22 protein-coding genes are annotated in these 24513 nt (G+C 60.0%); 16 read left to right on the top strand and 6 right to left on the bottom strand.

The features are described from left to right. Positions 1–217: 217 nt before the first annotated feature. Together J7447_RS09750 and J7447_RS09745 are read left to right on the top strand one after the other, a co-directional pair. Positions 218–661: a MarR family winged helix-turn-helix transcriptional regulator gene (locus tag J7447_RS09750; protein ID WP_209169497.1), complete on the top strand. Its 444-nt coding sequence runs from the start codon at positions 218–220 to the stop codon at positions 659–661. Positions 662–733: 72 nt separating this feature from the next. After that, positions 734–1201: a GFA family protein gene (locus tag J7447_RS09745; RefSeq protein WP_031269258.1), complete on the top strand. Its 468-nt coding sequence runs from the start codon at positions 734–736 to the stop codon at positions 1199–1201. A 13-nt stretch (positions 1202–1214) separates the two neighbouring features. On the opposite strand, the gene J7447_RS09740 is transcribed toward J7447_RS09745, so the two are convergent. Then, positions 1215–1592, bottom strand: a complete 378-nt coding sequence (locus J7447_RS09740; RefSeq protein ID WP_023000925.1) for a VOC family protein — start codon at positions 1590–1592, stop codon at positions 1215–1217. Between the two features lie 132 nt (positions 1593–1724). Further along, positions 1725–2633 carry an iron-siderophore ABC transporter substrate-binding protein gene (locus tag J7447_RS09735; protein WP_209169496.1) on the bottom strand — a complete coding sequence of 303 codons (909 nt, stop codon included), beginning with the start codon at positions 2631–2633 and terminating at the stop codon, positions 1725–1727. 92 nt (positions 2634–2725) lie between these two features. Between J7447_RS09735 and J7447_RS09730 the strand changes: the two genes are divergently transcribed. From J7447_RS09730 to J7447_RS09700, 7 genes are all read left to right on the top strand, one after another. Then, positions 2726–3715 carry an iron ABC transporter permease gene (locus J7447_RS09730; protein ID WP_209169495.1) on the top strand — a complete coding sequence of 330 codons (990 nt, stop codon included), beginning with the start codon at positions 2726–2728 and terminating at the stop codon, positions 3713–3715. Beyond that, the gene (locus J7447_RS09725) at positions 3715–4734 is read left to right on the top strand and encodes an iron ABC transporter permease (RefSeq protein WP_209169494.1); all 1020 of its coding nucleotides are present in this window, start codon (positions 3715–3717) and stop codon (positions 4732–4734) included. Before J7447_RS09730 ends, J7447_RS09725 begins: the two co-directional genes overlap by 1 nt. Continuing rightward, complete coding sequence (locus J7447_RS09720) at positions 4727–5569, top strand: ABC transporter ATP-binding protein (RefSeq protein ID WP_209169493.1); 843 nt, start codon at positions 4727–4729, stop codon at positions 5567–5569. The genes J7447_RS09725 and J7447_RS09720 overlap by 8 nt, the downstream gene beginning before the upstream one ends. A gap of 41 nt (positions 5570–5610) precedes the next feature. Further along, the gene (xrtT, locus tag J7447_RS09715) at positions 5611–7107 is read left to right on the top strand and encodes an exosortase T (RefSeq protein WP_209169492.1); all 1497 of its coding nucleotides are present in this window, start codon (positions 5611–5613) and stop codon (positions 7105–7107) included. Beyond that, the gene (locus J7447_RS09710; protein ID WP_209169491.1) at positions 7104–9434 is read left to right on the top strand and encodes a VIT and VWA domain-containing protein; all 2331 of its coding nucleotides are present in this window, start codon (positions 7104–7106) and stop codon (positions 9432–9434) included. Before xrtT ends, J7447_RS09710 begins: the two co-directional genes overlap by 4 nt. A 66-nt stretch (positions 9435–9500) precedes the next feature. Further along, a complete protein-coding gene (locus J7447_RS09705; RefSeq protein ID WP_209169490.1) occupies positions 9501–10223 on the top strand; it encodes a response regulator transcription factor in 723 nt (240 codons plus the stop codon). Beyond that, positions 10220–11851 (top strand): ATP-binding protein, encoded by a 1632-nt coding sequence (locus tag J7447_RS09700; protein WP_209169489.1) that lies wholly within the window; start codon positions 10220–10222, stop codon positions 11849–11851. Before J7447_RS09705 ends, J7447_RS09700 begins: the two co-directional genes overlap by 4 nt. Here the strand turns inward: J7447_RS09700 and J7447_RS09695 are convergent. Next, entirely contained in the window at positions 11829–12725 is an 897-nt protein-coding gene (locus J7447_RS09695) for a LysR family transcriptional regulator (protein ID WP_062488416.1), read from the bottom strand. The genes J7447_RS09700 and J7447_RS09695 overlap by 23 nt on opposite strands. A gap of 176 nt (positions 12726–12901) precedes the next feature. On the opposite strand from J7447_RS09695, the gene J7447_RS09690 reads away from it, so the two are divergent. After that, the gene (locus J7447_RS09690; RefSeq protein ID WP_168684110.1) at positions 12902–13522 is read left to right on the top strand and encodes a glutathione S-transferase; all 621 of its coding nucleotides are present in this window, start codon (positions 12902–12904) and stop codon (positions 13520–13522) included. A gap of 76 nt (positions 13523–13598) precedes the next feature. Beyond that, positions 13599–15251 carry a pyridoxamine 5'-phosphate oxidase family protein gene (locus J7447_RS09685; RefSeq protein ID WP_209169488.1) on the top strand — a complete coding sequence of 551 codons (1653 nt, stop codon included), beginning with the start codon at positions 13599–13601 and terminating at the stop codon, positions 15249–15251. Positions 15252–15279: 28 nt separating this feature from the next. Here J7447_RS09685 and J7447_RS09680 read toward each other — a convergent pair whose 3' ends face one another. Next, the gene (locus tag J7447_RS09680; RefSeq protein ID WP_209169487.1) at positions 15280–15660 is read right to left on the bottom strand and encodes a VOC family protein; all 381 of its coding nucleotides are present in this window, start codon (positions 15658–15660) and stop codon (positions 15280–15282) included. 706 nt (positions 15661–16366) lie between these two features. Here J7447_RS09680 and J7447_RS09675 point away from each other — a divergent pair. Beyond that, positions 16367–17497: a type III PLP-dependent enzyme gene (locus tag J7447_RS09675; RefSeq protein ID WP_152506242.1), complete on the top strand. Its 1131-nt coding sequence runs from the start codon at positions 16367–16369 to the stop codon at positions 17495–17497. 10 nt (positions 17498–17507) lie between these two features. Next, positions 17508–18059 carry an N-acetyltransferase gene (locus J7447_RS09670; protein ID WP_055654983.1) on the top strand — a complete coding sequence of 184 codons (552 nt, stop codon included), beginning with the start codon at positions 17508–17510 and terminating at the stop codon, positions 18057–18059. Between the two features lie 97 nt (positions 18060–18156). On the opposite strand, the gene J7447_RS09665 is transcribed toward J7447_RS09670, so the two are convergent. Beyond that, on the bottom strand, positions 18157–18837 hold the full coding sequence (locus J7447_RS09665) for a hypothetical protein (protein WP_209169486.1): 681 nt from the start codon (positions 18835–18837) through the stop codon (positions 18157–18159). A 124-nt stretch (positions 18838–18961) separates the two neighbouring features. Here J7447_RS09665 and J7447_RS09660 point away from each other — a divergent pair, with 124 nt between their 5' ends. The 3 genes from J7447_RS09660 to J7447_RS09650 all read left to right on the top strand — a co-directional run bounded on the left by J7447_RS09660 (position 18962) and on the right by J7447_RS09650 (position 22521). Continuing rightward, positions 18962–20347, top strand: a complete 1386-nt coding sequence (locus J7447_RS09660; protein ID WP_209170124.1) for a homospermidine synthase — start codon at positions 18962–18964, stop codon at positions 20345–20347. A 175-nt stretch (positions 20348–20522) separates the two neighbouring features. Beyond that, positions 20523–21638 (top strand): hypothetical protein, encoded by a 1116-nt coding sequence (locus J7447_RS09655; protein ID WP_209169485.1) that lies wholly within the window; start codon positions 20523–20525, stop codon positions 21636–21638. 313 nt (positions 21639–21951) lie between these two features. After that, a complete protein-coding gene (locus J7447_RS09650) occupies positions 21952–22521 on the top strand; it encodes a cytochrome b (protein ID WP_286189106.1) in 570 nt (189 codons plus the stop codon). Positions 22522–22572: 51 nt separating this feature from the next. Here J7447_RS09650 and J7447_RS09645 read toward each other — a convergent pair whose 3' ends face one another. Next, positions 22573–24399 (bottom strand): adenylate/guanylate cyclase domain-containing protein, encoded by a 1827-nt coding sequence (locus tag J7447_RS09645; RefSeq protein WP_209169484.1) that lies wholly within the window; start codon positions 24397–24399, stop codon positions 22573–22575. Positions 24400–24513 lie beyond the last annotated feature (114 nt).

Below are 24513 nucleotides of genomic sequence, written 5' to 3'. Positions count from 1 at the left end.
GGTACGTCGTCAATATTGCAAGGATGCCGCGGTCCGGTTACCTGAAGGTTGTCGAAAAAGGCGTGACCGGTTGGGCCTGTCGCCCGGGTAAGCCCCGGTCCCTTCACACGTGAAGGCTTTGTTCGGTCAGGCGGCATAAACGCCGTCCGGCAAGAACCCCCGACTGTGGTGGCGGAGATGCCGCCCCTTCGCGTTTGCGAAGTCGAGGGAGCATGTCATGACGATCCCATTTGAAACGCAGGGTTCCACGCGCCCGATCGGGTACTGGATCCGCTCTGCCGATAAATGTCTTACCAAGGCGATCGAGGCCATCCAGTCTGACCTGGGGCTTGAGCGAGCCGACTGGCAGGTGCTCAATACGCTTGCCGAAAGTGCAGCAGGAATGCCGTTTGGCCGGCTGAGAGAGACCTTTGATCCCATGCTGGAGGTAAGGGACCTGCACAAGGTTCTGATCAGTCTTGCAGACCGGGGGCTTCTTCGGTCCGAGGAAGATTTCTGGCGGCTTACCGACAAGGGCAGGGACGTCCACAGAAGTGCGATGGAACGCCAAACCACCTTGCGGAGAAAGGCGATGCAGGGAATCTCCGAGGCTGATTACAGCCTTGTGGTGAATGTTCTGGCCAGGCTCGTCAGCAATTGCCACAGGCCAGAAGACACTTGAATGGAGACGCAAACCTCTGCAAGTTGCCGTCGCCACTGGCCAAACGGCCAGCCGAACCAGATGGAGCCGGACATGACGCAAGAGACTTTTTCACTCAAGGGGACATGCCGTTGTGGCCACACGAGCTTCGAGGTTTCCGCGCCGCCGCTGATCACCTGTGCCTGCCATTGCAGAGGGTGCCAGCAAATGAGTTCCAGCGCCTATTCCCTGACGGCGATCATGCCGGCGCCCGCGTTCAAGGTGACCGAAGGTACGCCGGTCAAAGGGGGATTGCAGGGACCTGAGGCGGATCATTACTTCTGCCCGGACTGCAAGACCTGGATGTTCACGCGTATTCCCGGGTACGACGAAATCGTCAATGTCCGCTCGGTCCTGCTCGACGACCTCCACTGGACAGAACCTTTCATGGAAACAATGACTGCCAGCAAGTTGCCTTGGGCGGAAACGCCTGCCAGGCACCGTTATGAAGGCTTTCCGCCGCCGGAAGACTTCATGAAGCTGATGGGCGAATTCGCCGCCCACCAGCTGGCAACCAGATAGCAGGTCGGCCAGGTCAGATTTCCTCGGCAACGTCGATCCGGTTGCCGTCCGGATCGGCGAAGACGAAGGCTCTGAGGCCGTAGTCCTTGTTCTGGAGGCGCTTGACGATGCGCAAACCATGGCGCTCGCAGGCCCGGCAGGCGGCGTCAGCGTCGGACACCATGATGTGGGCCTGATTGAATGGCGGAGCCCGGTAGCCTTTCTGGAGTGTCAGGTGCAATTCGGCCTCGTCCTTCTTCAGGATCATGAAGCCAACCGGACTGCCGTTTTCGAACACTTTTTCCAGGCCGAAGATTTCCCGGTAGAGTGTACGGGAACGTTCAATATCGCTGACGCCCAGTGTTGCGGCGATGCGGCCGAGCCGCAACTGCGAGGAAGTGTCGGTGGTCATGGCTTACCCTTCTGTTTTCAATGACGGACAGCAAGGCAACCGGTCGGTGCCGGTGAGAACCCGCTTATCCGCAATCTCAGGGCGGTGCCTGTGGGGGAACGGCTTCCGTTCAAGCGAAAGCCGAACGGTTTTCTAGTCGAGGCCGTAAATGCCGGCAATGTCGTGAAGCATCAGCTTTGCAGCCAGAATGCCACCGGCGGTGTTCCAGATGGCATCGCTGACCTGGTGCACCTTGCCCGCCTTGACGGCGGACAGGGACTGCCACAACGGATCGGCAAGCACTTCTTCTTCCAGAGACGTGCCTTTGCCATCGCCAGAGTCATAGGTGAAATAGAAGATCCGGTCGCCGTCCATATCCGGAATGTTCTCCTTGCCGGTGCGGATGGCAAATTCTTCCACATTCTGGTTCGCCGGCCGGTGAAAGCCGATGTCTTTCAAAAGCACACCGGAGAAACTGTCGAGCTGATAGATGCGGATCTGGCCGGGCACGAAACGGATCACGGAAACTTCCTCGTTGAGGTGGTCACCAAGTTTCTCGCGAAGGTCTGCGACTGAAGCATCGTAATCGGCGATGGCTGCATCTGCTTCCTGCTCCTTGCCGAGTGCTTCGGCATAGAGGCGGAAGTTGATTTTCCAGTCACCACGAAGCTCCTTGGACATGACGGTCGGGGCGATTGCAGTCAGCTGCGGATAGATTTCCTCGTGCCGCTGCTTGTTTGCCAGGATCAGGTCGGGCTCCAGAGCCGCGATCAGTTCCAGGTTCACCGCGCTTTCCTTGCCGACAGGTTCTGCTCCGTCCATGGCATCGGAAATATGGTCCCACCAGGGATCGCCATTCCAGGAATTGGCCGCGCCCACCGGCGTCACGCCCAGTGCCAGCAGCGCTTCCGTGCCTTCATTGGTAAGGACGACAATCCGTTTCGGGGCGTCCGGAACCGTGACGGTGCCCATGCTGTCGGTGACATCGCGAGCAATCGCAGGGGCCGATGCCAGCATTGCAAACAGCGGCAGGGCGCACAGCAGGCGTGACCAGATCTTCATTAGAATGACTCCAAAAAGTTGAATATTTGCCTCCAGTATTAAGCCCGTGTATGGACGGGCCGTTGATTTGTCAATCGGAGGGGAGAGGGCGCATGAGGCGGCCGGCGATTGCATTGTGTCTGGCGCTGTGCGCGGCTGTCATTTTCAGCCTGCATGCCGGACTGACCTTCTATACGCCTCATACGGTCCTTTCCGCGCTCTTGGGGGGCGAGGGCGCAGATGCGCTGATTGTGACGACGTTGCGTCTTCCAAGAACCGCGATCGGCTTGGTTTGCGGGGCCTCTCTCGGCCTTTCCGGCCTGTTGATGCAATCGGTTACGCGCAATCCGCTGGCAGAGCCGGGATTGCTCGGGGTCAATGCAGGTGGTGCGCTGTTCGTGACCTTCGGTGTGACGGTCTTCGGAGTGGCAAGCCTTGCCGGTATCGGCATGGCAGCAGTGATGGGCGCATTGGCGGCAACGGTCCTGGTTTTTTCGATTTCAGCGTCCACTGGCGGTGCAGGCAATCCGGCAACCACGTTGCTGGCCGGATTTACCGTCGCCGCGCTGCTGGCGTCCTTCACGCAGACCTTGCTGCTGATCGACGAAAGCGCTCTTGAGACACTGCTGTTCTGGCTGTCGGGCAGTTTTTCCGACAGGCCTATAGGGTTGTTGCAACTCGGGTTGCCGTCGCTTGCCATCGGGGTCGCAGGCAGCCTTCTTCTGGCAACACCGCTGGATGTGCTGCGCCTCGACGATGCCAGTGCCCGGTCTGTGGGTGTCAATGTTGGCGCAGTCCGATTGACGGCGCTCGGTCTTGCGGCCCTGCTTGCGGCGGGGGCGGTGGCGATGGCGGGCCCGGTGCTGTTTCTGGGGCTGGTTGCGCCGCATCTTGCCCGGCGTCTGACCGACGGCGCCCTGCCGTCGACACGGCAGTTGATCGTGCTTTCCCTTCTGACCGGTGCCCTGATCGCAGTCCTTGCCGATATTCTTGCGCGTATTGTCGTTGCGCCCGGTGAAGCGCCGATGAGTGCCGTTCTTGCGCTTGTCGGTGTGCCGATGCTGGTACATCTGCTTCACAGGCGGAAAGGGCTGGCAGCGTGATGGCAGGCGCATTTCCACTTTTCAGGCTGCTGCCGGTCATGCTGCTCGTGTTTGCGTTGACGCTGGCTGCAACGGGCATCGGGTCCAGCTTCATGCCGCCGGAACGTGTTGTCGCGGCGCTGGCCGGGCAAGGCAGCCGCATGGATGAAGTAATCGTCTGGACCCTCCGCTTGCCCCGTGTTGCCCTTGCCATACTGGCCGGAGCGGCGCTTGCCCTAGCGGGTGCCTTGCTGCAGCGGGTCGTGCGCAATCCCATGGCGTCGCCCTCGGTTCTGGGCATTACCGACGGTGCGGCGGTTGGCGTCGTGCTGTTCTTGTGGCTATTTTCCGATCAGGCGAACAATCTGACAGTCTCCATTCACTGGCAGCCTCTGGCCGCCATCGCCGGGGCGGCCGTCTTCGGTGCCCTGGTGATCGCATTGGCATCGCTCGATCGGGCAGGCAGCAAGCCGCTGAAGATCATCTTGTACGGTATTGCCCTGGCAGCACTCGCAAAGGCCGCGGTCACGCTGTTGATTATTCTCGGACCTGTCTACAGGGCAAGTCAGGCACTGACCTGGCTGACGGGCTCGGTTGGTGCAGCCCACTGGCAGGACGTTCTGGCGGTCGGTCTCGGCCTAGTCGCAATCATCCCGGTGTTGTTGTGGCAACAGCTCACACTGCGGCAACTCGTACTTGATCCTCAAAGCGCTGCCGTGACCGGCCTGTCGCTGGACAAGGCCCAGTTCTGCCTGCTGGCAGTTGCCGTTTTCCTGACGGCCATCGCAACGGCCCATGTCGGTGCCATTGGTTTTGTCGGCCTGGTCGCGCCGCATGTTGCACGGATCTTCCACGGTCAGTTCCGGTCCGGATATCTGGTTTCCGTGGCTCTGACCGGAAGTTTCCTGGTGCTGGCAGCCGACACGCTGGCCCGGATCATCGCGCCACCGCTGGAATTGCCCGCAGGCGCGTTGACTGCGCTCGTCGGTGCGCCGCTGTTTCTCTATCTGCTTGTAAAAGGACGGCAATCCCATGCCTGACACTCTGGCCAGTCTCGATCGTGTCAGTGCCGCATATGACGGCGCACCGGCGCTGGACGAGGTCTGCCTCGACCTGCCCGATGGCAGGATCATTGCCTTTTGCGGACCGAACGGCAGCGGCAAATCGACGGCCCTGAAAGTGATGCGCGGTCTGCACCGGCCGGATGCCGGCAATGTGGAAATCGCAGGCAGGGCGCTTGGCGACTGGTCACAGAAGGATCTTGCGCGCCAGGTCGCCATGTTGTCCCAGTCGCCCGATGCACCGTCGGATCTTTCGGTTGAGGATCTGGTGCTGATGGGGCGGTTTGCGCATCGAAGCCGGTTCGGCGGGCCATCGGCAGCGGACAGGGCTGCCTGCGACCGTGCACTTGAAATCACCGAAATGACCGAACTGAAAACCCGGGCTCTCGCCCAGCTTTCCGGCGGGCAGCTGCAACGTGCCTGGGTTGCCATGACACTGGCGCAGGATGCGCCCCGGATCTTCCTGGACGAACCGACCAACCATCTGGATATTGCCCATGCATTTGAGTTGCTGGATCTCGTCAAGCACCTGAGCCGATCCGAGGACCGAAGCTTCGTCATTGTCCTGCATGATCTCAACATGGCCATGCGCTACGCCGATCACGTTGTGCTGTTCGAAAAGGGACGGATCGCCGCCAATGGTCCGACAACGGAAGTGCTGACGGAAGCGACCGTCTCTTCCGTATTTGGCATCGCCTGCAGGATCATGCCACTGGACGGGTTGGAACGACCGGTCATCGTTTCCTGGGGCAAGGCCACCGGCGCGGGCGTTTCCGGCCAGTTGTCCGGCAAAATGCGCAAAATCTGCACATAGGCTGACAAAGGCCTGCAAGCGGGCTTGGCACAACAGGTGCCATGACCCGCCTGGCAACCTCTTCCCCGACCTCACTGGCCTTCCTCCTGGCCTCGCTGCTTCTTGCCTACGAGCCGCTGCGCTGGCTGATCGGCACATGGACTGACCCGTCCTACCCATCCACCGGCGCGCTCTATCTGGTCGCGGTGGCAGCCCTGGTGCTCTGGTCGATGACGAGCCCGGTTCGGCAGAACTCGATCGGGCACCGGCAAATGGCAGTGCTGCTCCTGTTGGCGGCGGCGCTGATCCGGCTGGCAAGCCAGATTCTGGCGATCAACGTGATTGGCGGGTTGGCGCTGGCAATTGATGTCTTCGCGCTGGCGACCCTATTGCGGACAGGGGAGAGGCAGAGAGCCGTTTCCCCCTTCTGGCTGTCCGTCCTGTTTCTGTTCACTCTGCCGGTCGAGCGCATTCTGCAACGGCTGCTCGGCTATCCGCTGCAGGAACTGTCGGCCAAGCTTTCCTGCGGCGGTCTCGGCCTCTTCTTTTCGAATCTCTCGTGCTCAGGCATCCGGATCGGACTTGCCGGCAAGGACGTTCTGGTGGACCTGCCTTGCTCGGGCACATCCGGGCTGATGCTCGCCATGTCCTTTCTGGTCATCCTGACTGCGCTTTACCGGGCGAACCTGCTGACTGCCGGACTCTGGATTGGCATTGCGCTCGGGCTGGCTCTGATCGGCAATTCTCTGCGCATCGCTTTGCTTGCCGTCGGCATTGCCTATCCGGAAAGTGTCCTTGAGGCCGATGTCATGGCGCAGCCGCTCCACGACTTTATCGGTTATCTGACGCTTCTTCTGTCGATGGCACCGGTGCTGGCGTTTTACAAGCCACGTCCCGCTGAGTGGCGATCTGCCCGGGCTGTCTTCAGCTTGCCGGTGATGTCGCGGCCCTTGCAGAAGATGTCTGCACTGGTGTTCCTGAGCCTTGCCTTGTTCATCGTCAGCCTGCCGCGGCACGCGCTTGATGTTTCTTCTTCGACCAGGCCGCAGCCATTGCCTTTGACACTGGCGGGTGAGGTCGGTGTCGACGAGGCGCTGTTGCCGATCGAGGAGCAATACTTCCGGCAATATGGTGGCCACGCCCAGAAGCGGCGCTACGGGCCGATGGCACTGACGCTGGTGCACACCTCTTCGCCGCTGCGCCATCTGCACGCCCCGGACGATTGCCTGCGCGGGCTCGGCTTCGACGTGACCTTTCTCGGCAGCCGTTTCGAACCGGTTCCGACAGCGCTCTACCGGGCCCGGTCGAAAACCGGAGGTGACTGGCGCGTTGCCGTCACCTTTACCTCCAGCACCGGCGAGACGACCCACAACATCGCCGAGGCGATCTGGCTGTGGCTGAAACGGCCCGGCACCACCTGGACCAGCATTCAGCGAATTACCCCGTGGACACTAGACGAGCCGCAACGCGCCGCCTTTGAGGCCGCCGCAGGGGCTGCGCTCGATCTCAACACCCGCACTTCCGGTATTTTCCCTGCCCAAAAGGAGAAACGCATATGACGTTCCTGTCCCCATTGGCGTCTGCCAGTTCTCTAAAACCAACTCTGAAAGCCACTTTGGCAGCCTCGCTGGCCATCGTCTTTGGCACACTTTCAGCGCTGCCGGCTTCAGCTGAGCCAGACCTCGACGATCTGTCCGGCACCGTGGTTGCCACTGCCGGTGGCAAGGAGATCCATCTGCCGCTTCTGAAGGCCGACTACAAGGTCGAGGTTGAAGGCGATGTTGCCCATGTGGAACTGACGCAGACCTTCCTGAACCCGACCAAGCTGCCGCTCGATGCGACCTACCTGTTTCCGCTGAACCAGAAGGCGGCCATTCACGCCATGCGGATGGATCTCGACGGCGAGACCATCGTGGCGCGGATGAAGAAGAAGGAAGATGCCAAGGCAACCTTCGAGAAGGCGAAACGGGAAGGCAAGGCCGCTGCCCTTCTGACGCAGCACCGGCCCAACATGTTCACCCAGGATATTGCGCATCTGATGCCCGGTCGCCCGGTGAAGGTGACACTGGAATACGCCCAGACCGTCCCCAAGACCGACGGCGCCTATGAGCTGGTAATGCCGATGGTGGTGGGGCCGCGTTACGAGGGGCTGGGCGCGCAAGCCGCCCTGAAGCATTCGCAAAACATCGCGGACAAGAGTGTGCCGAGGGACGACAGTCCAGGATACGGCGATACCGAATATGCGAGCGATGAAGCCGCCTTTGCGAAACCTGCTGCCTTCAAGCACAGTGAAACAGTCTCCGGCTGGCAGATCGACAAGCTTCCGGCCTATCCGGAGGTCATCGGGCAGAATGCTCCGAAGGAAATCGATCCGAGGCGGGTGTCGCTGGAACTTGCTCTCAAGGCACCGATGCCTGTCTCGCGGCTGTCGAGCGATACCCATGCACTGGAGGTTTCAAGCCAGGGCGAAATGCGGACAGTCCGCTTCAAGTCCGGCAGGGCCATCGACAATCGGGATTTCGTTTTGCGTTACGAGCTTGCCTCACAGAGCGATGTTGCTGCCGGTGTCTCGTCCCGGTACGAAGCCGATGGCGGGGGCTATTTTTCGCTGCTGATCGAGCCGCCGAAACTGCCGGCTGAAGACATGATTGGCCAGCGCGAGCTTGTCTTCGTGCTGGATACATCCGGGTCCATGAGCGGGCAGCCGATCGAAGCGAGCAAGACCTTCATGACGGCAGCGATCAAGTCTCTGCGCTCTGATGACTATTTCCGCATCCTCCGCTTTTCCAATAAAACCTCCCAATTTGCCGGAAATGCTGTTCTGGCAACGGAGCGAAACAAGCGGCAGGCCTTGAAGTTCGTGGCTGGCCTTTCGACCGGTGGCGGGACGGAAATCAACCAGGCCGTAAACACCGCCTTCGATCAGGTGCAACCGGAAAACACCACACGCATCGTTGTCTTTCTGACCGACGGTTATATCGGCGACGAGGCGACCGTGATCTCGAGTGTCGCGAGCCGTATCGGCAAGGCGCGTATCTATGCCTTCGGCGTCGGCAACTCGGTCAACCGGTTCCTGCTGGATGCGATGGCCACAGAGGGCAGGGGCTATGCCCGCTATGTGGCTTTGGGAGAAGATGCGGGCGAAGCGGCGGAAAGCCTTGCCGCGAACCTGAAGACACCGCTCCTGACAGACATCGCCATCGACTGGAACGGTCTCAAGGTTGAGGGACAGAGCCCGGCCCGGATACCTGATCTGTTCGAAGGCGGCTCGGTGCGCGTGATGGGGCGATACGCTGCCGGTGGCAAGCACACGATTTTCATCAACGGTCTGGTCAACGGACATGCTGCCAGACTGCCGCTTGAAATCGACCTGAAGTCTTCTGTCGATGGCAGCTCGGTTTCCAGCCGGGCCCTGCCGCTGATCTGGGCACGCGAGCAGATTTTCGACAAGGAGCGCGCCTATACGATCGGTGGCAGCACCGACACGCAACTGAAGCAGGAAATCGTCGATCTGGGCCTGACCTATTCGCTTCAGACCCGGTTCACGTCCTTTGTCGCCGTCTCTGAAAATGTGGTGAATGGCACACCGTCGACGGCCTCTCACCGAAACGTGCCCTTGCCGCAGGTTGCAGGCGTTTCGACCAACGCCTATCCGTCCTTGAATCTTTCCGGCAGTTCCGCGCCGGAGCCGGAAGGCATATTGGGTGTGATGCTGGTCCTCCTGGCTGTGGCTGCCCGGTTCCGGCTTCAACTGGCAAATAGTTTCCGCAAGTTGCGGGAAAGGGTTCGCGGGTTCCGGTCACGCGATGAGGAAGCTGCGTCTGGCGAGCTGGATCTTGCCTTGCCCCGCACGTTGCGCCGGGATGGTTGGTGGCTGGAAACCTGATCCGTGCTTCGCTATTGGTAACGCTCCCGCAGGCAACTGCGGGAGCCATTTTTCGGGAAGAGACATTTGCCAGGTCAAACCATTCTTGTTGTCGATGACGACCCGCATATCCGGGACGTCATCTGTTTCGCGCTTCAAAAAGCGTCCTATGTGTTCGAAGTTGCCGCTGACGGGAAGGAAGCGCTCGACAAGGCGCTTTTATGCAATCCGTCCCTGATCGTTCTGGACATCGGCCTGCCGGAAATGGACGGGCTGGATGTCTGTCGGCATCTGCGCCGCACGTCGGAAGTGCCGATCCTGTTTCTATCGGCACGCGATGACGAGATCGACAGGATCGTCGGCCTTGAACTGGGCGCCGATGACTATGTGACCAAACCTTTCAGCCCGCGCGAACTGATCGCCCGCGTCGGCGCGATCCTTAAGCGCTACGGCGCCCCCGCGGCTGCCGAAATGGTTGAAGACTTACCTGCGCTGCGTTTCGGTGCAGTCGAACTTGACCGGTCGCAGCGCCATGTGACAGTCGATGGAACACCTGTCACGCTCACGGCCATCGAGTTCGATATCCTGGCTACCCTGCTGGCCCGGCCGAAGATCGTCTTTACCCGCGAGCAGATCCTCCAGAATGCCTACCGGGACAATATCCACGTCTCCGATCGCACCATCGACAGCCACGTCCGCAACATCCGCGCCAAGCTTGGAACCGCTGGATGCGGCGATGCCATCGAGACCGTGCACGGCGTCGGGTTCCGGCTTGGGCCCTGCCGGGTCGAGAATGGAAACGGCGGATGATCCTGTCGCGCACCTTCCGAGACAAATGGCGTCCGCCGCTGTCGCTCGTGGTGGCGGGTGTTCTTGGCATCATGCTGCTGGTGCCTCTCGCAGGTGTCGCCTTCTTTCGCGTCTATGAAAACCAGCTCATCGAGACGACAGAAGCGGAGCTGATCGGGCAGTCGGCGGCAATTGCCGCGGCAATGGCGCAGCGCCTTGAAGAGATCGGTGGCGCCGACCTGCCTTTGGGGCCGGAGGTTGCGAAGGCTACTGAGGTGCCCGGCAGTCGCAGCATCTATCTGCGGAACCCGGGCGGAAGCTGGACGCCGCAACTTCCGGAACTCGATCTCACGCGCACAAATGTCTTGCCCGGAAGAGGGGCGCCACGGCCGGCTGCCGAACCACCGCTTCTCGAATACCTGAGTGCCGGACAAGCCGTGGACCGCATCCTGCAGGAAACTCAGAAGAAGACCCTGGCCGGATTCCGGGTGCTGGATTTCAATGGTGTAATCATCGCCGGACGTGAGGATATCGGCCTGTCGCTTGCCCATGTGGAGGAGATCAAAAGAGCGCTTTCGGGACATTATGCCAGTGCGCTGCGCGAGCGCATCGTCGACAATCCGCAGCCGATCTATTCCATCAGCCGGGGAACCAGCGTTCGCGTTTTTGTCGCGATGCCGATTATCGTGAGCGACCGGGTCGCGGGCGTTGTCTATGCCTCGCGAACACCCAGCAACATTCTCAAGGAAATGTTCGTTAAGCGCGAGGCCGTCTTCTGGGTCGTGGTCTTTGTGCTGGCTGCGACTTTTGTCGTCGGTTTCATTTTCGCGCGCGCCATCACCGGACCAATCAAGGCACTGACACGGCGTTCTCTGGCGATCGGTAATGGCGAGCGGGAGGCATTGGTGCCGCTTGCCATTCACGGCAACCGCGAGATCCATGCGCTTTCAGAAAGCATGCTGGACATGTCGCGCAAGCTGTTCGATCGGAACGACTATATCTCCACCTTCGCCAACCACGTGACTCACGAGTTGAAGACGCCGCTGACCTCTATCCAGGGTGCGGCGGAGTTGTTGAAGGATGAAGGGGCAGAGCTGAGCGAAGCGGACAGGGAGAAGTTCCTGGGCAATATCCTGCACGATACCGAACGTGCCTCGAAGCTCTTGAACCGACTTCGAGATCTCGCCCGGGCCGACAGTGTCGAGATCGGCGGGAGTTGTCGGCTGAGCGCAGTTGCCACCGCGCTCAGGAGACGCTTCGAAGGGCTGGAAATCGACCTGTCCGGCGATGCGGATCTGCCTATGTCGGCGGAAAACGCCCGGATCGTTTTTGAAAACCTGATCGACAATTCCCGTCGCCACGCCGCGTCCAGGGTATCGATTGTTGCTGTGCCCGACGAGAAAGGCCTGACAGTTCAGGTGCAAGACGATGGTGAGGGCATTTCCGAAGGCAATCAGGACCAGATCTTCGAACTCTTCTTCACCACAAGGCGGCAAAGCGGGGGCACCGGCATGGGGCTTGGCATCGTCCAGGCGCTCCTGAAGGCCCATGGTGCAGCGATCCGACTGCTGCCGGGTGCCGGTGGCGCAACCTTCGAGCTCTCCTTTCCGGTGAGGCCGCCTGCCATTAGTCCGGCCAGCGGGAGCTGAACACTGCGGCCAGATGATCGAGCAGTGCACGCACACGGCGGGTCAGGTGCCGGTTGGGCGGGTAGAGTGCATAGAGGCCGAACGTGTCGGTCTTGTATTCCGGCAGCACGCGCTCAAGCCGTCCGTCCGCCAGGGCGTCCTCGATGGCATAGAGCGGCGCGATGGTGAGGCCGAGACCTCCCATTGCCATACGGGCCAGGGCTCCGGGAGAGTTGGAGCGGACGGCACCATGCAGCCGAATGACCTGCTCTTCGTCCCCGGAATGAAACCGCCAGGTGTTGAGTTCGGTCTGATTGCTGTCGACTAGGCAGACATGGGTTGAAAGGGCTCTTGGGTCCTGCGGTCTGCCGTGCCGCTTCAGATAATCCGGTGAGGCACAAAGAACCAGCGGCATGCCGGCCAGCTTGCGAGCGATCAGGGTGGAATCCCGCAAGGCTCCGATGCGGATCGCCAGGTCGAGACCTTCCTCCACCAGGGCAAGCCGGTGATCGGTCAGGCGCATATCCACCTCGACATCCGGATGCTTGCGCAGGAAAGGGACAAGCGCCTCGCTCAGCCTCGTGCTGCCGAAGCCTGTCGGTGCCGTCAGCCTGATCTGGCCGGCCAGGGCGCCCTGACGTTCACGCACAAGCGAATCCAGATCATCGATCTGCTCCAGAATCGGCCGGCAATGTTCCAGATAGGCAGCGCCGACGTCGGTCAGGGACACACTGCGCGTGGTCCGGTTGAAAAGCTGGGTCTTCAACTGGCCTTCCAGATGCTGGACATATTTGCTGACAAGTTTGGTCGACAGGCCCAGCCGTCGCCCCGCGCTTGTGAAGGATCCTTCCTGCGCGACGGCGATGAAGGCTCGCATGGTTTCGATCTTGTCCATCACTATTGTCCTCGGCGGATCCTGCTCTTGTCAGCTCTTTATCCCTTATTTGTACATAATCATTGAATGAATTCGAAGATTATTTCCAATCAAGTCAGGAGGCATATTGCAGGCAGCGGACCGGACCAAGACGCTTCGGCCGCAGGAAGATCCTTCAAGGCAAGAGGAAGCTGGCGATGTCCAACGCAATCAAGATCCACCGTTTTCCGCTCTCCGGTCACTGCCACCGGGTGGAACTCTTTTCCAGCCTCACCGGCATCAATCACGAGCTGGTCGAGGTCGACCTGGCCAATGGCGAGCACAAACGCGATCCGTTTCTGAAACTCAATCCGGTGGGCCTGGTTCCGGTCATCGAAGATGGTTCGACCGTGCTCTCTGACTCCAACGCGATCCTCGTCTACCTGGCCCGCAAATATGCGCCGGACTGGCTGCCGACAGATCCGTATCTTGAAGCGGAAGTTCATCGCTTCCTGGCCTTTGCCGCCGGTGAACTTGCCAGCGGACCGGGTGCGGCGCGGTTGATCACGGTCTTCGGACGGCCGCTTGATCCGGAGCGTGCAAAGTCTGTCGCCAAGGTGGCTTTCGATAACCTGGAAGCCCATCTGGACGGCCGCGAGTGGCTCGTTGGCGATCGGCCGACGATCGCCGACATCGCTATCTACAGCTACACGGCGCATGCGCCGGAAGGCAACGTTTCGCTGGAGCCCTATCCGCGCATCCGCGGTCTTTTGAAGCGCATCGAGGATTTGCCGGGCTTTGTGGCCATGCCGGCTACCAAGGCAGGCCTTGCCGCGTAACGTTTCCCGGAACTGCAGGTCCTTGCGAGCAAGGGCCTGCGTCTGGCGTTCCTGAAGGTACCGAAAGGATTTGACGATGGCTGAGATCGATGAGACTGCAAACCGGACGGTCATCCCTTCTCCGTTTCATGACGGCGAACGCCAGGTGCAAGAACGACTTGGCGACAGGGATGTGGAGCGCTGGGCGCGTGGTGCCATCCGCGGCTTCATGCCTGATCAACATCGGGCCTTCTTTGAGGACCAGCCATTCATGATCGCCTCGGCGCGCGATGCTGCCGGTCGCCCCTGGGCGACAGTGCTGGAGGGCTGGCCCGGATTTGTACGCTCACCCGATCCCGGGTCGTTGACGATTTCAGCGCGTCCTGTCGCAGGAGACGCCCTGGAAGAGGCATTTGTCGAAGGCGCGGATGTCGGGTTCATCGGGATCGAACTCGCGACCCGGCGGCGCAACCGCGTCAACGGGACAGTCGCCTCCGCAGGGGCTGACGGGTTCCGGTTTGCTGTCGGGCAGTCGTTCGGAAATTGCCCGCAATATATCCGGGCACGGGATGTGCGCTGGAGTACGGAAGCTGCCTCGGGAGAAGCAGTTCGTGGATCGCGTTTGAGTGCGACGCAATCGGCGTGGATCAGGTCCGCCGATACGTTCTTCATCGCAACCGGCTACCGGGGAGAGGGCGAAGACGAGGCCTTCGGCATGGACGTGTCTCACCGGGGTGGTGAACGCGGCTTCGTGCATGTTCTGGATGATCGCCGGCTGATCTTCCCCGACTATGCGGGCAACAGGTTCTACAACACGCTCGGCAACATTCTGGCGGATGCGCGAACAGGGCTGTTGTTCCTGGATTTTGCAAGCGGCAGCCTGTTGCAGGTTACCGGCCGGGCAACGATCGTTTGGGATGCGGAAGAAGTGGCGAAAGTGCCTGGTGCACGTCAACTCGTGTCCTTCGAGGTCGACGAAATCGTTGAGCTGACGTCGGTCTTGCATTTGCGCTGGCAGAAAGATGCATCGGCAATCCGGTCGTTGCGGCTTGCAGAGAAAATGCGGGAAAGTTCCGACGTGACCTCGTTTGTGTTCGAGGCTCGCGACGAGGGAGCTTTACCTTCGTTCAAGGCCGGTCAGCATTTGCCGATCGAACTCAGCCTTCCTGCCGGCCATGGCAAGATCCAGCGAAGCTATTCGCTTTCCGGCGATCCGTCCGAAGGCCGCTATCGAATATCCGTGAAGCGCGAGCCGAACGGACTTGTCTCGCGTCTCCTGCATGACGTGCTTCAGGTTGGCGGATACATAGACGCTGGAAGGCCGGCTGGCGATTTTTCGCTGCCGGACACGAATGACCCGGTGGTGCTGGCAAGTGCGGGCATCGGTATCACGCCGCTCCTGAGCATGCTGCATCATCTGGCTGGTGAGGACGGGAGCCGTCCCGTGTGGTTTGTCCAGAGTGTCAGGGATGGCGATCATCATCCCTTCCGGCAGGAAGTCGAAAGCCTGACGGCGGGGAGGCCGAACATTCGGCACGAGATCCGTTATAGCCGCCCACAGCCTTCGGACGTTTCAGGTCAGGATTATGATGCGGTCGGCCGGATAACGGCACAAGAGCTGCTGGACTTGTCACCCACACTGCAGACGCAATATTTCCTGTGCGGACCGTCTGCCTTCCTGGCTGATCTGAAGTCCGGGCTGGAACAGCTTGGTGTTTCACAGGAGCGGATCCACTTCGAAGCCTTCTGAGGGCGATCCGGGCGTTTCGATCCGGTACTCAGCCTTCCGGGGTGAAGTCGACATGGATATGGTTGCCGTCCGGGTCCCAGACGTTGATGGCAACTGTCCCCGTGCCGGGCTGAACGGAGCGGCGATACCGTTCGCCGCGTTCGTTCAGTCTTGCTTCGAAAGCCTCCAGACCGGAAGCGCTAAAGGCGAAATGTTCCAGTTTCAGCTTGGCTTCGGATCCGGTCGCTTCCGGCCCCTCAACACCGACCAGATGAATGGCTGCATCGTTACCCGCGTAGAGCCAGGCACCTGGAAAGGGAAAATCGGGACGCGGTCCGGGTTCCATCCCGAGAATGTCGCCATACCAGGCGATCAGTTCGTCGAGCCGCGTGGTGCGAAGATTGACGTGGTCTAACTTTCCGATCTTCATGCGCTGGCCTTTCCCGAGCGGTCCGTTTGGTCCTGTAAGTGGTGATTTGTTGTCTGACCCTCGAGGGCTGGCAAGTCAATGCCGGTCGGCATCCAGGGAACCGGGCAAGTCACTGGGAAACGCCTGCCGGGACTGTCACAATTTTTAGCAAATAGTTAAGGTCAGGCAAGGCTTTCGGCTCCGAAGACCACTCGTCCGGTACAGCGTGAAAAAAAACCTTCTGCAACTGAAAATTTCCTATTGCATCGGGGGGCGAACGGGCGCATATACGCCTTGCCCAAATTCGCACGTGCCCGTGGTCGTCCATGGGATGTTCAACAAGACATCTCTTAAGGGGCCGCTGCCAGACAATCCGCCAAGGGGCGGGGCAGTTGAGATCCGGACGGCTTAAAGCAACGACGTAAGAGGGCTTTTTTGGTCTCTGCCGGGGTTTCCAACCTCCGGCGTCACTGAAGAGGCACTTGTTACATCATTGCCCGACGTGCGGTTCGGTTCCCCCGATCCAATCAACGGCATTTCCCGACGCGGGAAAGCTTTGTGCTGCTTGGCAGTCGCATAGCCCAACCGTCGCTGCAGTCAACCCGGCCTCCGGTTCCATCCCGGGGGAGGCCCGGTGCGCATTGCAGCACCCTGCGACGTGAACGCAGCGCGCACGCCAAGGATTAGCGCGCCTGCGGCTGAGATTGAGAAAGAGGGGAGCCCCCCAATGAGCGACCGTATCCGCGATTTCCTCCGCCGACGTGACGAAGATGGCCCGTGCGTTGTTGTCGATCTCGACATCGTGCGCGACAACTTTGAAGCTTTTGCCAAGTCCCTGCCGGACACCTCCGTCTACTACGCAGTGAAAGCCAACCCGGCACCTGAAATCCTGTCGCTCCTGGAAAGCCTCGGCTCCTCCTTCGATTGCGCCTCCGTCGGCGAAATCGAAATGGTGCTGGCAACCGGCGCATCCGCCGACCGCATTTCCTACGGCAACACGATCAAGAAGGAGAAGGATATTGCGCGTGCCTATCAGTATGGCGTCCGCCTCTTCGCCGTCGACTGCGTCGAAGAAGTTGAAAAAATCGCCCGCGTTGCCCCTGGCTCCAAAATCTTCTGCCGCGTCCTGTGCGACGGTGTCGGCGCCGAGTGGCCGCTCTCCCGCAAATTCGGCTGCGACCCCGAAATGGCGCCCGACGTCCTCGAACACGGGCACCGGCTCGGCCTTGTCGCCCATGGCGTTTCCTTCCATGTCGGCTCCCAGCAAGCCAACCTCACGGCGTGGGATCTCGCTCTCGCCATGGCAGCAGGCGTTTTCCAGGAAATGGCGCTCCGCGGCATCGAACTGAAAATGGTCAACATGGGTGGGGGCTTCCCGACCCGTTACCTGAAGGACGTCCCGGGCGTTTCGACATACGGCGAAGCGATCTTCCAGGCGCTGTGCAAGCACTTCGGCAACCGTCTGCCGTCCACCATCATCGAGCCGGGCCGCGGCATGGTCGGCAATGCCGGCATGATCGAAGCTGAAGTCGTGCTGATTTCCCGCAAATCCGCAAGCGACGAAGTACGCTGGGTCTATCTCGATATCGGCAAGTTCCACGGCCTGGCCGAAACCATGGACGAGGCGATCCGTTATCCGATCCGCACCCCGCGCGACGGCGACACCACCGCACCTTGCGTGCTGGCTGGCCCGACCTGCGACAGCGTCGACGTTCTTTACGAAAAGACGCCGTACGAACTGCCGGTGAGCCTGTCCATTGGCGACAAGGTGCTGATCGAGGCCTGTGGTGCCTACACCACGACCTATTCCACGGTCGGCTTCAACGGCTTCGCGCCGCTGGCGTCCTTCGTCATCTGAGGCAAGTGCCATGATTGATATTGTGGACGAGGCGCCGGATCACACCGGCGCCCGCGAGGGTCTGCTTGACCTTTGTTTCGGCGAGGACCGCTTCAGGAAAACCTCCGAGCGTCTGCGTGAAGGCCGGCTTCCGGTCTTCGCATTTTCTGCAATCGACGAATCTGGCAAGCTCGTTGGCACGGTAAGGCTCTGGTCTGTGGCGGACCGCAACGGCTCGCAAAGCCTGTTGCTCGGACCCCTTGCCGTCGATCCGGCTTGCCGGGGGTTGAAGGTCGGAGACCGTCTGATGCGGCACGCCCTCAACCAGGCTGCCGTGCTTGGCCATGGATCCGTGATCCTGGTCGGCGATCAGCCGTATTATACCCGCTTCGGTTTTGCTGCGGGCCTTCTCGACAAGGTCGGGATGCCGGGACCGGTGGACTATCACCGTTTCCTCGCACTCGAGTTCACTCCAGGGCACATTGACGGCCTGGAGGGTGTGCTTTCGGCATCCGGTGTACTGGATCCGATGGCAGTGCCGGCTGCCCGGGAAGACGTCTTCTCGGTTTCGCAAGCAATTTGAAGCTTTAGACTTGGAGACGGCGGCGAAGTTTTTCGCCGCCGTCTCTTGTTTTTTAAGCACAGGCTTGTTTGTTTAAAAATAACAGGGTTTGAGACAGTCATTTGTCTTTCCTTGAACGGGCTTTCACCGAGAAGACTTGAAATTCCTGCAGAAACCAGCCACACCTAACAAAGGCGCAATAAGTGCGCCTTGCTGTTTGAAGGATTTCCCAACGGGCCGGACCCTCTGGAAGCGATGTGGGCGGCATATCGGATAGGATTGGAGTTACGCATATGACCGACGACACCAACGACGGTGCGCCGAAGAAGCCGGCGGCAAAAGCTGCCGCAAAGCCAACAACACGGCGCAAGACCACATCGCGTACGCCCGCTTCCAGAGCCGCATCGGCAAAGCCGGCAAGCTCCAAATCGACACCTGCCAAATCACCGTCTGCGAAGCCGGCTGCAGCCAAGGCTGCGCCCGCCAAACCAGTTGCTGCGAAACCGGCGGCTGCGAAATCGGCGAGTGTGAAACCGGCTGCTGCAAAATCTCCGGCCAAAACGGCCTCTGCAAAGCCTGCTGCTGTGAAACCCGCAACCAACAAGCCGTCCACCTCCGCCACCAAGGCAGCTGACGCGAAAGCGCCTGTAAAATCTGTGGCGGCCACAAAACCTTCGACAAGCAGGACACCGAAACCTGCTGCTGCAAAAACGCAGACCAAGACTGAGGCCAAGACTGCGGCCAAGCCGGCTGCCAAAAAAGCGGCTCCGGTGAAACCGGAAGCAGCGACTGCTTCCAAGACGAAGACAGCCGCTCCTAAAGCTTCTGCACCGAAGGCGGCAGCTTCGAAGGCCGCTGAACCGAAAGCAGGTTCCGCAGCATCAGCGGGCGCTGTTCACGGAACGATCACCGGTCCTCTTGTGATGATCGGTCTCGGTTCCATCGGCAAGGGAACGCTGCCGCTGATCGAGCGTCATTTCAAATTCGACAAGAGCCGGTTTACCGTCATCGACCCGGTTGATGGTGATGCCAAGCTGGTGACCGAACGGGGATACCGGTTCGAAAAAGTCGCCCTGACGCCTGAAAACTACAAGGACATACTGACGCCCTTGCTCACGGAGGGCGAGGGGCAGGGGTTTGTCGTTAATCTGTCTGTCGACACTTCATCGCTGGACCTGATGAAATTCTGCCGCAAGCTTGGCGTGCTCTATATCGACACCGTGGTCGAACCCTGGCCGGGGTTCTACTTCGACGACACCGCAACGGCAGCCGACCGGACCAATTATGCACTGCGTGAGGCCGTACGACGCGAAAAGAAGAAACATCCTGGCGGCACTACGGCAGTTTCCTGCTGCGGCGCCAATCCCGGCATGGTCTCCTGGTTCGTGAAGAAGGCGCTGGTGGATATCGCGACCGATACCGGCGTCAAGTTCAAGGAACCGTCCAGCCAGAAGGGCTGGGCCAAGCTGATGAAGAAGGTGGGTGTCAAGGGCATCCATATTGCCGAGCGTGACACCCAGCGAGCCAAGGAACCGAAACCATTCGGCGAGTTCTGGAACACCTGGTCGGTGGAAGGTTTCCTTTCCGAAGGTTTCCAGCCCGCTGAACTCGGCTGGGGTACGCACGAAACCTGGAAGCCTGCGAACGCCAAGAAGCACAAGAAAGGCTGCAAGGCTGCGATCTATCTGGAACAGCCGGGTGCCAACACCCGTGTGCGGACCTGGTGCCCGACGCCAGGCGCGCAATATGGCTTCCTCGTCACGCACAATGAAGCAATCTCCATCGCCGACTACTTCTCCGTGAGCGACGGCAAGAAGGTCAGCTACCGCCCGACATGCCACTATGCCTATCATCCGGCGAACGTGGCCGTGCTCTCGCTGCATGAACTGTTCGGCTCCGCAGGAAAGGTTCAGGAGACGCTGCACGTTCTCGACGAAAGTGAACTGCAGGACGGCATCGATGAACTTGGCGTCCTGCTCTACGGTCACAAGAAAAACGCCTACTGGTATGGCTCCCAGCTGTCTGTCGAGGAGGCCCGGGACCTTGCGCCGTATCAGAACGCGACCGGTCTGCAGGTGACTTCGGCCGTTCTGGCCGGAATGGTCTGGGCGTTGGAGAACCCGGAAGCGGGCATCGTCGAGACGGACGAGATGGACTACAAGCGCTGCCTCGAAATTCAGCTGCCGTATCTTGGCCCGGTCAAAGGCTATTATACGGACTGGACACCTTTGGAAGGGCGGCCTGGCTTCTACAAGGAAGATATCGACACCAAGGATCCCTGGCAGTTCCGTAACATTCTGGTGCGATAACGAAAAAGGGCAACCTTTGGTGAAAATAGCCGCCGGATAACTCCGGCGGCTTTTTTGTTGTTTGTTGAAATTCGGAAAGTCGCCGAACGCGAAAACTTTGTGATCTACATAACATTCTTGAAATAGATCTTGGCAGAATATACGTCATAGGGTGCAACCATTCGGCGAGGGCAAGTTGAAAGTCGATCAGGCAAGACTGAACGCTGCCATCCGGGGCCTTTATGAGGCCGCGGTTACGGCGGAGCTCTGGAAGCCGGCCATGGAAGAGGTGACTGACGCCCTCCAGGCAAAGAGTTGTCACTTCTTCTCCAACAACCTGACAGATGCGGGGGACGACCTCTTCGTCACGGTTCGCATGGATCCTGATTTTCACAAGGATTACATGGGCACTTACGCAGAGCTTGATGTCAGGTATCCGCGCATCCTGGATGCACCGGTCGGAAGAGTTCTGCACGGAGATCTCCTGTGGACCGACGAAGAGCGGATGGCCAGTCCCGTCTATCACGAGAACCTGCTGCCTTTCGAACTCTACGAGGTAACTGGCGCCCAACTCGCCATGCCCGATCGCTTGAGCTGGCTTGGCTTTTCTCTCTATGAAGAGGAGCCTTGGGAAAAAGATCAGCTCGAGGCTCAGCAGCTGATCCTCGGCCATACCCGGCAGGCCTTGCGGATCCATCTGACACTGGCTGAAGCAAAAGCGAATACGGAAACGCTCGGCAATCTCCTGACGGCACGCGGGCAAGGGATAATCCTGGTGACCGCAGGGGGCAGGATCGTCTTCGCGAACGATCAGGCCGAAGCCTTGCAGCAAGAACAGGTTCTGAAAATGAGCAGCCGGGGTCTTGTCTTCCGGGACAGGGCCTTGAACCGGCGTCTTGCGCTTGCACTGGACGCCCTTCACTTCCGTTCGAGCGTTCCTTCGGGCGAGACCGTTACGCTCACCGATACATTGGATCATCAGATAGGGGTCCGCTTCCTGCCCGTTCCCGGAGGGATCGGTGGTGGCGGCTCGATGCTGGCTGTCCTTTGTATTCCGCTCCACATGCAACATGGACCGGACCCATCGGAGATCAGGCAATTTGCCGGATTGTTCCGCCTGACACCTTCCGAGGAGCTTGTGGTTGGCGCAATCGCGTCCGGGCAGGATCTGTCGCAACATTGCGTTGAACGCGGCATCTCACTCGACACCGCAAGAAAACACCTGAAGAATACAATGGCCAAGGCCAACTGCCGCTCGCAGAAAGATCTTCTGCGGCTGGTCGAGCGGTTCTGCTTCTTCCGACTTCGCTGACCTGCGAAGCTCTTGCCATCCGGAATGCCTGACAGATTTATACTGGATCCGTTGTCGCTGATCTTGCCGGACCCGGGCCGCCTTGCCTTGTTTCCCCCGGTTCATGTCAAGACCGTTTGCGCCTGCTGTTCGGGCAGTGTCGCTGGTCACAGGAGGCCGGGAAGGGGATGAGCTAACAAGAGACGGTGACAGGGCTCGTGGCAGGTTCAAACGCTGGTGACAACGGTTGCCATCTACCCGAACCTGACGGGCAGCCGACCGTGAAGGAACCGGGCGCAAAACGAACCCGGGCTGTTGAGGCATAAAAAGGACAATGACAGTGCTGAACTCCATGGAAACGACTACGCGAACCGATACGCATCCCCTTGGACCGGAAAGCCGTCATGCCGGAACCACCAGGATCCTGCACTGGATGATTGCCGCTTTGGTTCTGGCGACATGGCCACTGGGTTACGTGATCAAGTTTGTGAAAAGCGATGTGTCCCTGGATTTCTACCTGCTGCACGAAAGTTTCGGCTTTCTGGTGCTCTGGCTGATGCTGGTTCGTGTCGGCAACAAGCTTGTTGCTCGAAAGCCGGCGGAAGAGGGCCCGGCTCTGGAACGACTGGCGGCCAGCGTCGTTCACGGGCTTCTCTATCTGTTCCTGATCGTCATGCCGGTCAGCGGGTTTCTGGCAACAAACGCCCACGGATTTCCGCTGAGCTGGTTCGGACTGGTTCCGGTCTGGAGCCCGATCGGCAAGTCGCCAGACATTGCGGGGACACTGTCAGCCATTCATTCCTGGAGCGCATGGGCTTTGCTGGCACTGTTTGCCCTTCACATTGGCGCGGTACTGTTCCACCACGTTCTGAGGCGTGACCGGACACTCTACCGGATCCTGTGAACCGAACAGCCAGTGCTGGGTAGCGCTGGCCGCTTCCTCCAGTGGCGAGCGTCAATCGATCAGCCGCACCACCTCCAGGGGCTCAACTCTGCCTTTTACCTGATGCTGGCCGATGGACCGGTACTCAACGGTGTTGCCAAGTCGCTTGGCGATCTCGCTGGAGACGAGGATCACTACATCGGAGCTGCCGTCGATCTCCTTGCCGAGGCTCTCCAGCCGGGAAGCGGCGTTCACCGTGTCGCCGATGACCGTGTAGTTGACCCGCTCCGGTGCACCGATGTCGCCGACCACGAGCGGTCCCATGTGAAGGCCGATGCGAATTCGCACAGGCGCTTCACCGCGGGCAACGCGTGCAATGTTGTCCGCCCGGATGGCACGGGCCATGCCGATTGCCGCACGGGCGGCAGGCTCTGCCGGATTTTCCAGCCGTTCCGGAGCGCCCCAGAATGCCATGACACTGTCGCCGATGTATTTGTCGATGGTGCCACCTTCCTTTGTGATTTCGGCGCCGAGCAGGGAGAGGTGATGATTGACGAAGGCAGCGGTTTCGGTTGCCGTCATGCCTTCGGAGGCGGAGGTGAAACCGGCAATGTCGGTGAACATAACCGCGACTTCTCGTTCTTCCGGCGGCGCATACGCCCGGCCTTCACGCAGGAGTTTCCTTACCAGTGTTTTGGGTACGTACCGGCTGAAAGCGGTCAGGCCGCTGACCATGGAATTGAAACCGTTGGCCAGGTCGTCCAGTTCGCGCACGAAGCTGCCTGGCAGGTGCTCGGCAGAGTCCAGTTCAAGATCCGCGACGGCCCTTGCCCCAAGCGCTGCCCGGCGGATCGGCTGGCCGATGCGGTGGGCAAGAAAGCCGGCGCCGATCAGCGACAGTCCGAGAAGGGCGATGCCGATCAGTATCGCATCGCTCAATTGCTCAAGCGGCTGCTCGAGAACCTCCGCCGGAAAATGGGCGCCGATTGAAATCGGCAACCCTGTCGGGCCGAGGTCCGGGCTTTGGAGGACGACAAACCGCTTGTTGCCAAGGGCGTCATAGCCGGCACGCATTTCGTGTCCCTGGCGTATCCCGTAGCCTGATGCATCGACTGTTTCGGTCGATTTGAGGGTTTGTAAAAAAGTGTCCGGGACGTTCTCGAGTTCAATCAGCGGACTTGTCGGCGACAGAAGGTTGAAGACCTCCGACAATGCAGGATGAGCAATCAGACCGTAGGTCTGTGGGTTGATCATGAACACCTGAACCAGGCCGGTGGAGATGTCGCTTGTGACTTCCGACAAGCGCTCCATGGACATGGCCATCAGGACGAGGCCTTCGTAGTCACTGCCGTCAGGGCCGTCGGACAGGATCGGTTGAACGTGAGCGATATAGGTGTGCTGGCGCTGAGGATAAAAGGCCGGGCCAGACCAGAAAGGGGCTGTCTTGTCCCTTGAAGACGAGATCAAACCCGCAAGGGCATGCGTTTCGTCGGTCTTCGGCACGAATTGGGGTACAAGAATTCCGTCTGCACGGCCCCGGTCGACCTGGATGAAATTGCCGTTCCTGTCGGCGACGATGACAAAGGAGACATGCTCCATGGCCGACAGCGCACCGAACATGTAGTCGGCGACTTCCTGAGGACGGCGCAACAGGATGCTGCCGGTGGAAAGAGCTGCTGCGGTAAAGGAGCTTGCTTCCTCGACGGCTTCTATCTGGGCGGAAAAGGCCTGCTCCAGGGAGTGCATGCCCGAGTTGATCAGTGAGCCGCCCAGGTTGCGCACGACCTTTTCCGACGTGGCCGCCTGAACGATCAGGACAAGCGCTGCGGTGATGAAGACAAAACCACCGATGACCGTCGTGAGCGTCGGCGTGATGTGAAGGCGCCTGTTAAAGGGCAAGTGCTTGGCCTGCGTACTGAATTTCGACGCAATACCCATACCCTGATAACGTGGCGAGGCAAAGCACGGGTGACCGGATGAAACCGTGAGGATTGCAACGGATGATCGGCTCGG

This window comes from Labrenzia sp. R5_0, assembly GCF_017743835.1.
GTDB classification, from domain to species: Bacteria; Pseudomonadota; Alphaproteobacteria; order Rhizobiales; family Stappiaceae; genus Roseibium; species Roseibium algicola.
The sequence above is the reverse complement of the archived record's forward strand: the minus strand, read 5'-3'. Positions and strand labels throughout refer to the sequence as shown.